The sequence below is a fragment of the Clostridioides sp. ZZV15-6383 genome, from assembly GCF_020657735.1.
In the GTDB taxonomy this organism is placed as follows: Bacteria; Bacillota; Clostridia; order Peptostreptococcales; family Peptostreptococcaceae; genus Clostridioides; species Clostridioides difficile_D.
In genome coordinates this window covers 60,827-68,480 of sequence record NZ_JAGWCV010000016.1, presented here as the reverse complement: position 1 = coordinate 68,480, position 7,654 = coordinate 60,827, and the positions used below count along the sequence as shown (strand labels likewise).

Sequence of the window (7,654 nt, the reverse complement as noted above, 5' to 3'; positions counted from 1 at the left end):
TGAGCCAGGATCAAACTCTCAAATAAAAGTTTATCAGGCTCAGATACTATTGTTATCAAAATATCTGGCTTTATGGTTTGTTTCTTGTTTATAAATTAACCTACTGTTTAATTTTCAAAGTTCATTTTTTATGTTTGCCCTTTTCTTAAGGACAAGTAATACTATATCATCTTAAAAATAATTCGTCAATACTTTTTTTGTTTTTTATTTTAAAAAAGGTTATAACTCTTTGTTTTTTTTAATAAACTTAACTAAAACTAATAGATATAACCCTTGATATTACAGACAATACATGCATATATAACTTTCCCTATTTTGCAATTTTATTTTCATAAGAATATGAATTGGCTCTTACTCTATCTGCCCAAACATTTATACTCTTAACTTTATTAACTTTAGTTGTACTTTCAAAAATATCCATTGCATCCTTACAAAAATATATCATAACATCAAGAACCAAAAATCCAACACAAAATAAGCATAAAAAATTAATCACTTGAAACATCAGACATTCCCCCAATAATTTTTTATATATAGTATTCTCAGAAATTATTCCTTTTACCTTCTCAAAAATTATTCTATATATTTTCATAATAAATTACTTTCAATCATATTTTCTAAATATAAAGTCTCAATCAACAAAAACTAATATCAATTTCTAACGTTTGTTGGTAATTTATAAATTAAATATATGAGAGTCTCTTTGAAACATATAAAAAGCATTCTACATTGACATTTTAAATAAAATAAAGCTATTTATTGCTAATTTAATAGTTACACTTTATTTAAAACTTAGTAGAATGCTAATATTTTTTAGTTCTCTTCTTCTTTATTTGAATTGTTATCAATAGGTTTCATAGTAGGGAATAATAATACATCTCTTATAGATGGAGAATTAGTTAATAACATAATTACTCTATCTATACCTATTCCTAATCCTCCTGTAGGAGGTAGACCTACCTCTAATGCTTTTAAGAAGTCTTCATCCATTTCAAAAGCTTCATCATCACCTAATTCTCTTTTTCTTAATTGGTCTACGAATCTTCCTTTTTGGTCAATCGGGTCATTAAGTTCAGAGAATGCATTAGCTAACTCCCACTTATTAGCAAATGCCTCAAATCTATCAGTTTTTCTTGGGTCTTCAACATTTCTCTTAGACAATGGAGATACTTCAACTGGATGATGAGTTATAAATGTTGGTTGGATTAATTTATCTTCTCCAAATTCTTCAAAGAAAGCATTTATTACTTCTCCTCTTCTCATTCCAGGTTTTATCTCTATACCTTTTTCTCTAGCAACTTCTAATGCTTCTTCATCTGTGTTTATAGTAGAAAAATCTACGCCAGAATACTCTTTAACACAATCTTCCATACTCATTCTCTTCCAAGGTGGTGTAAAGTTTATTTCTGTTCCTTGATAGTTAATTATCATACTTCCTGTAGCAACTTCCGCCATATGTGCAATAACATTTTCTGTTATTTCCATCATATCAGTATAATCTGCATATGCTTGATATAGTTCTATTGCAGTATATTCAGGATTATGTTTTAAGTCCATACCTTCATTTCTAAACATTCTTCCCATTTCATAAACTTTATCAAATCCACCAACAATAAGTCTCTTTAGATATAATTCATTTGCTATTCTTAAATACATTGGTATATGTAAAGTATTATGATTAGTTATGAACGGTCTAGCATTTGCTCCACCTGCTATAGTATTTAATATTGGAGTTTCAACTTCTAAAAATCCTCTATCATCTAAGTATGCTCTTAATGCTTTTAATGCTTTTGTTCTAATTAAAAAAGCATTTTTTACTTCTGGATTTACTATTAGGTCAACATATCTTTGTCTATATCTTAATTCTTGGTCTTTTAATCCATGATATTTTTCTGGTAGAACTTGTAAAGATTTACATAGCAATACTACAGATTTAGCCTTTACAGATATTTCTCCCTTTTTAGTTTTAAATATTTCTCCTTCAATTCCAACTATATCTCCAATATCATACGTCGAAAATACACTATATTCTTCCTCTCCTATAGCATCTAATCTTACATAAGATTGAATTCTTCCCTCTTGGTCTTGAATATCTATAAATCCAGCTTTACCTTGTATTCTCTTGCTCATTATACGTCCTGCTATTTTTGTAGTTTTACCTTCAAGAGAATCAAAGTTGTCTTTTATCTCCATAGAATAATGAGTTCTATCATATCTACTTTCTTTAAAAGGGTCTCTACCTGTTTCTTGTAATTTTTTTAGTTTATCTCTTCTTACTTGAAGTACTTCACTAAGGTCTTCCTGAATTTGAGCTTCTTCATTGCTTTGTTGATTATTTTTCATTTTTTTCCTCCAGATTATCTTCTTATTTCTAATATTTCAAACTTAGCAACTCCATCAGGAACTTGCACTTCTACAACTTCTTTGACAGCTCTACCTAAAAGTGCTTTTCCTACAGGAGATTCGTTTGATATTTTACCATCATATGGGTCTGCTTCTGTCGAACCAACTATAGTATATTCAACCTCTTCATCAAATTCTAAATCCTTAACTTTAACTATTGATCCTATTGTAACAACATTAAGGTCTATTTTGCTTTCATCTATGATAACAGCTTTTCTAACCATATTTTCTAATTTTAGAATTCTTTCTTCAACTTGTGCTTGTTCCTTTTTAGCTTCATCATACTCAGCATTTTCAGATAAATCACCAAAAGATATAGCAACCTTTATTCTCTCTGCAACTTCTTTTCTCTTTACAACCTTTAAGTTTTCTAATTCTTCTTCTAATTTATCATATCCCTCTTGTGTCAATAAAAACTCTTTATTTTCTTCCATTATAAATACAACTCCTTCACAAATTTCTTAGGAATTTTCCTAATTATATTTTAAAAATTTTATAATCTTTTTTTAATTTATGCGCTATATTATAAGTCACTATTATTTTTATGTCAAGGAGTCTTCCATATAGTACTCCAATTTCGACACAACTTCTTGATAGTCTTCTATTTTGTTAATTTCATCCCTTAATTTTGCAGAGTTTCTAAGACCTTTTAAATACCAAGCGATGTGTTTTCTCATTTCCCTTACAGCTACATACTCTCCATGTTCTTCTACTGCAAGCTTTAAATGTTTAATGGCAGTACTTATTTTTTCGTTAAGAGTTGGCTCTGGCAAAATCTCGCCTGTATTCATATAATGGTTTATTCTTTTAAATATCCATGGGTTACCTTGAGCACCCCTACCTATCATTATAGCATCACAACCAGTTTTGTCTAACATATTTATTGAATCTTCGACTGTAAATACATCGCCATTTCCTATAACTGGTATGTTTAAGTTTTTCTTAATTTCTGCAATTATATCCCAATCTGCTTTACCTGTATAAAATTGTTCTCTTGTTCTTCCATGTATTGCTAAAGCACTTATTCCACAAGCTTCTGCTATTTTTGCTATTTCAACAGAATTTACACTATTGTCGTCCCATCCTTTTCTTATCTTTAAAGTTACTGGCTTTTTTGAATTCTTCACTACTGCATTCAATACCTTCTCTGCAAGCTTAGGATTTTTCATAAGTGCTGAACCATCTCCATTTTTAACTACCTTTGGAGCTGGACATCCCATATTTATATCTAGAATTTCATTTGAATAATCATTCATTATCTCTGCTGCTCTTCCCATAAAATCTGGTTCTGAACCAAATATCTGAACTGCTACAGGATGTTCTTCCTCTTCTATCTTAAGCATTTTTTTAGTATTTTCATCATCATAGCAAAGTGCCTTACCATTTATCATTTCTGTATATAAAAGTCCACAGTCTTGTTCTTTACAAATCAATCTAAATGGTAGGTCTGTTACCCCTGCCATAGGCGATAGAAAAACTTTATTTTTCAATTCTAAATTTCCTATTTTCATTGTTTTTCTCCTATTTTTCCTTTATTTTCTGATTTAACTTTAAATTCATATTTCCTCATTATAATATACCACACAAATCTAGAAATCTATCATAAAAAGGGAATTGGATATATAACCCAATTCCCTGTATATTAATTATTCTTGGTTTTTTTCATATATTATTCTCAATCCTTCTAGTGTTAAAAAACCATCTACATAATCTATACTTTTTGTCTCTGAAGCAATCAGTTTAGCTAATCCACCTGTAGCTATAACCTTAACATCATCACAATTCAATTCTTTCTTCATCATACTTATTATTTTATCAACTAAACCAACATATCCATAAATTATTCCAGATTGCATGGCTGATACAGTGCTCTTACAAATAGTCATACCTGGCTTAGCTAATTCTACTCTAGGTAATTTAGACGCACTCTGAAATAAAGCCTCACTAGATATTTTTATTCCTGGTGCTATTGTTCCACCTAAATATTCACCTTTTTTAGAGATAGCACAAAATGTAGTTGCTGTTCCAAAATCAACAAGTATACTTGGTGCTCCATATTTTTCTATACCTGCTACAGCATTAACTATCCTATCTGCTCCAACTTGTTTTGGATTATCATATTTTATATTTAGACCTGTTTTTATGCCTGGACCTACTATTAATGGTTGTTTCTTACAGTACTTTATACAAAAGTTTTCAAGAGAATGCATAACATTTGGAACTACAGATGATATTATCACATCATCAATATCATTTATATTCACATTATCATAATCAAATAGGTTACTTATTAGAATTCCATATTCATCAGATGTTTTTTCTCTATCTGTTTTAATTCTCCAATAATTAACTAATTTGTCACCTTTATATATACCTAAAACCATATTAGTATTTCCAACATCAAATACTAGAAGCATATGTCATTAACCTTCTTTCTATTTTTTGCTTTTCTTAAGTACAGTGGCAACGGCAGCTACTACTAAAGCCCCTACTATTGCTTCTGGTACTCCATTTGCTGCAGCAAGAGCCATTATTACTTTTCCTGCTGAACCACTTTTACCCATTGCCTGAAGATACTTGTCAGCATATAGGACATATATCATTCCTAAAACTCCAGCTGTATTTAACATGGAACCTATTGCTCCTGTAATTAAACCTGATATGTATACCTTATTTGTAGCTTTAATTATTAGCTGATATACATAGTAAGCCAATATACCTATCATAACTCTTGGTAATATTGAAACTAATGGATTTATAAAAACAAAATATGTTACTGTTGGGTTTATTATAGCATTTAAGAGACTTGATACCCCAAATATAAATCCTATTACTCCCCCAACTATTGGTCCCTCCATAATAGCTCCAATAATAACTGGTATATGCATTATAGTTGCTTTTGTAGGTCCAACTGGAATAAATCCCAATGGAGTCATAGATAGCATAATAGAAATAGCTGATAGTACTCCTATTATAGTCATCTTTCTTACATTTACTTTTCTTACTGATGCACTTGTGTTCATCATAAAAAATACACCTCCGTTCCAGCTCATTACGATGCCGGACTACTTATTTTTTTAGTTTTTTCGTCTTTTTTTCTTATTAATTATGAGTCAAGCTACCATTGTAGGATGCCCGCTCTAACAAGAATAATTTTATCAAGATGAGTTGCCATTGTCAACAATTTGACAAGAAAAATATGCTAATTTCATCATATTTCTCGTTTTTTTACTATATCTTTATATGCTATTATATTTTCTACACTATCCGCTTTTTTTACTGCATTTATTATACTTTTTTCCACAACCTCTACAGCCAATGAACCTACTAATGTTATATCTGTTTCTATTTCTCCTGTCGATATTGTGAATATTGTATCTCCATCATGAGGTGTATGGATAGGAAAGATAGCTTTAGCATATCCATCATGTCCCATTTGAGATATCTTTTTACATCCAGCCTTGGTTAACTTAGCATTTGTTGCAATTATCCCAATCGTAGTATTATCTATACTAAACCCACCCTTACCTTCGCCTTGTTTCATTAATTTATATGTATCAATAGTTTCTGTCTTTTTATCATTTAAAGCACCAGCTATAACCTTACCACTTTCATAAACATCTCCAAGAGCATTTACAGCAACCAATGCAGATACAATTAATCCATTATCTAATTTTATAGAATAGCTACCTATTCCACCTTTCATAGCATATTCCTGCCCTCTTATCTTTCCAACAGTGGCTCCACATCCTGCTCCATAATTTCCTTGATTTAAAACATCAGCATTTGCAACTTCACAAGCTCTATAACCCATCTGCATATCTGGTCTACATTTAAAATTTCCTACTCCTAAATCAAATAGAACCGCCCCCACAACTATAGGTACTTTTCCAACACCCACATCAAAGCCAATTCCTTTTTCCTCTAAGTATTTACTTACACCACAAGTAGATTCAAGACCATATGCAGAACCTCCAGCTAAAACCACTGCATGGACTTTTTGAACCATATTTACAGGGTCTAATAAATCGGTTTCTCTAGTCCCTGGAGCAGAACCTCTTACATCAACACCACAAGTAGCTCCTTCTTCACATATTACTACTGTGCATCCAGTAAGACCATCTCTATCCTCAACCTGTCCAACCTTTAGACCTTCTATATCCAAAATATTATTATACATATCCCTTTTCTCCTCTTATAGAAACTTCACCTGAAATAATTTCTTTTACACTCCCATCACTGCTTTGAACTAACAGATTCCCTTCTTCATTTATGTCTAAGCATTTCACTAGTTCCTTATCATTGCTTTTTAATACATATATATTTTTATCTATAATTGCAGAATAATCTCTACATATTTTTAAGGTTTCCTCTTTGGAATTATTTGCACTATAATCTAAATATAATTTTTCAAATTCAGTCAATACATTTCTAACAATATCTACTCTGGATAACTTGTATCCTTCTTTATACAATGATGTAGCTTTATCAACTATTTCTGGTTCAAAATCCATTATCTTAACATTTATTCCAATTCCAAGAACAACATAATTTGTTCTTTCAATTTCAGCAGATAACTCTGTCAATATGCCACATATTTTTTTTCCATTTAAAATAACATCATTTGGCCACTTTATTAATGTATTTGTTCCTAGATTATTTAAGGCTTTTGTTACACTTGCTCCTGCTATTAAAGTTATAAATGGAGCTTTAAATGGTTCCATATCCGGTTTTAATATAATACTCATCCATATTCCTTCATGAGGTTTGGAATCCCATCGTCTTCCCAATCGTCCTTTTCCCATATCTTGATGTTCACTTAAAATTACAGTTCCATCTACACTATTTGTAGCTATTCTTTTAGCATGTTCATTCGTTGAATCTACAGTTTCAAGATGTTCAATATTCTTTCCAATAAACTTTGTATTTAGTTTATAGTAAATATTCTGTGGACTCAACAAATCAGTTGGATTTTCTGCTAATCTATATCCTTTTTTATTTACAGATTCTATATTATATCCCTCTTCTTTTAAGGCTTTCATATGTTTCCATATAGCTGCACGTGACACCCCTAATTGTTTTGATAATTCCTCTCCTGAAATAAATTCAGATTTATTATTTAATATAATCTCTATTATCTTATCTCGCATATTTCACCTCTAATATGACATGATTTCATGACTTATTTTCTTCTAATAAATAATTATACATTATTAATACAACTTTAATACTATTAATTTTAAATTTCCTT

The 7,654-nt window shown here is 30.4% G+C and carries 8 protein-coding genes; all 8 read right to left on the bottom strand.

Going from position 1 to position 7,654, the window contains the following annotated elements; all coding sequences use genetic code 11:
- Nucleotides 1-310 precede the first annotated feature (310 nt).
- The 8 genes from KGF42_RS08285 to KGF42_RS08250 all read right to left on the bottom strand — a co-directional run bounded on the left by KGF42_RS08285 (nucleotide 311) and on the right by KGF42_RS08250 (nucleotide 7,553).
- A complete protein-coding gene (locus KGF42_RS08285) occupies nucleotides 311-505 on the bottom strand; it encodes a hypothetical protein (protein WP_054275396.1) in 195 nt (64 codons plus the stop codon).
- A gap of 308 nt (nucleotides 506-813) precedes the next feature.
- A complete protein-coding gene (gene lysS / locus KGF42_RS08280; protein ID WP_227820863.1) occupies nucleotides 814-2,343 on the bottom strand; it encodes a lysine--tRNA ligase in 1,530 nt (509 codons plus the stop codon).
- A gap of 14 nt (nucleotides 2,344-2,357) precedes the next feature.
- Nucleotides 2,358-2,837 (bottom strand): transcription elongation factor GreA, encoded by a 480-nt coding sequence (gene greA, locus KGF42_RS08275; RefSeq protein WP_107598370.1) that lies wholly within the window; start codon nucleotides 2,835-2,837, stop codon nucleotides 2,358-2,360.
- Between the two features lie 108 nt (nucleotides 2,838-2,945).
- On the bottom strand, nucleotides 2,946-3,914 hold the full coding sequence (gene dusB / locus KGF42_RS08270) for a tRNA dihydrouridine synthase DusB (protein WP_227820864.1): 969 nt from the start codon (nucleotides 3,912-3,914) through the stop codon (nucleotides 2,946-2,948).
- A 135-nt stretch (nucleotides 3,915-4,049) separates the two neighbouring features.
- Nucleotides 4,050-4,820: a type III pantothenate kinase gene (locus KGF42_RS08265; RefSeq protein WP_227820865.1), complete on the bottom strand. Its 771-nt coding sequence runs from the start codon at nucleotides 4,818-4,820 to the stop codon at nucleotides 4,050-4,052.
- Nucleotides 4,821-4,838: 18 nt separating this feature from the next.
- Nucleotides 4,839-5,429 (bottom strand): ECF transporter S component, encoded by a 591-nt coding sequence (locus KGF42_RS08260; RefSeq protein WP_227826103.1) that lies wholly within the window; start codon nucleotides 5,427-5,429, stop codon nucleotides 4,839-4,841.
- Nucleotides 5,430-5,614: 185 nt separating this feature from the next.
- Nucleotides 5,615-6,583, bottom strand: coding sequence for a P1 family peptidase (locus KGF42_RS08255; protein WP_227826102.1), 969 nt, complete (start codon nucleotides 6,581-6,583; stop codon nucleotides 5,615-5,617).
- Complete coding sequence (locus KGF42_RS08250) at nucleotides 6,576-7,553, bottom strand: biotin--[acetyl-CoA-carboxylase] ligase (RefSeq protein ID WP_227826101.1); 978 nt, start codon at nucleotides 7,551-7,553, stop codon at nucleotides 6,576-6,578. Before KGF42_RS08250 ends, KGF42_RS08255 begins: the two co-directional genes overlap by 8 nt.
- Nucleotides 7,554-7,654 lie beyond the last annotated feature (101 nt).

Excerpts from the sequence above, each read along its gene's own strand:
- KGF42_RS08265 (WP_227820865.1), bottom strand. The coding sequence starts at position 4,820 with ATGCTTCTAGTATTTGATGTTGGAAATACTAATATGGTTTTAGGTATA.
- KGF42_RS08285 (WP_054275396.1), bottom strand. The coding sequence starts at position 505 with ATGTTTCAAGTGATTAATTTTTTATGCTTATTTTGTGTTGGATTTTTG.
- KGF42_RS08250 (WP_227826101.1), bottom strand. The coding sequence starts at position 7,553 with ATGCGAGATAAGATAATAGAGATTATATTAAATAATAAATCTGAATTT.
- KGF42_RS08255 (WP_227826102.1), bottom strand. The coding sequence starts at position 6,583 with ATGTATAATAATATTTTGGATATAGAAGGTCTAAAGGTTGGACAGGTT.
- KGF42_RS08260 (WP_227826103.1), bottom strand. The coding sequence starts at position 5,429 with ATGATGAACACAAGTGCATCAGTAAGAAAAGTAAATGTAAGAAAGATG.
- lysS (WP_227820863.1), bottom strand. The coding sequence starts at position 2,343 with ATGAAAAATAATCAACAAAGCAATGAAGAAGCTCAAATTCAGGAAGAC.
- greA (WP_107598370.1), bottom strand. The coding sequence starts at position 2,837 with ATGGAAGAAAATAAAGAGTTTTTATTGACACAAGAGGGATATGATAAA.
- dusB (WP_227820864.1), bottom strand. The coding sequence starts at position 3,914 with ATGAAAATAGGAAATTTAGAATTGAAAAATAAAGTTTTTCTATCGCCT.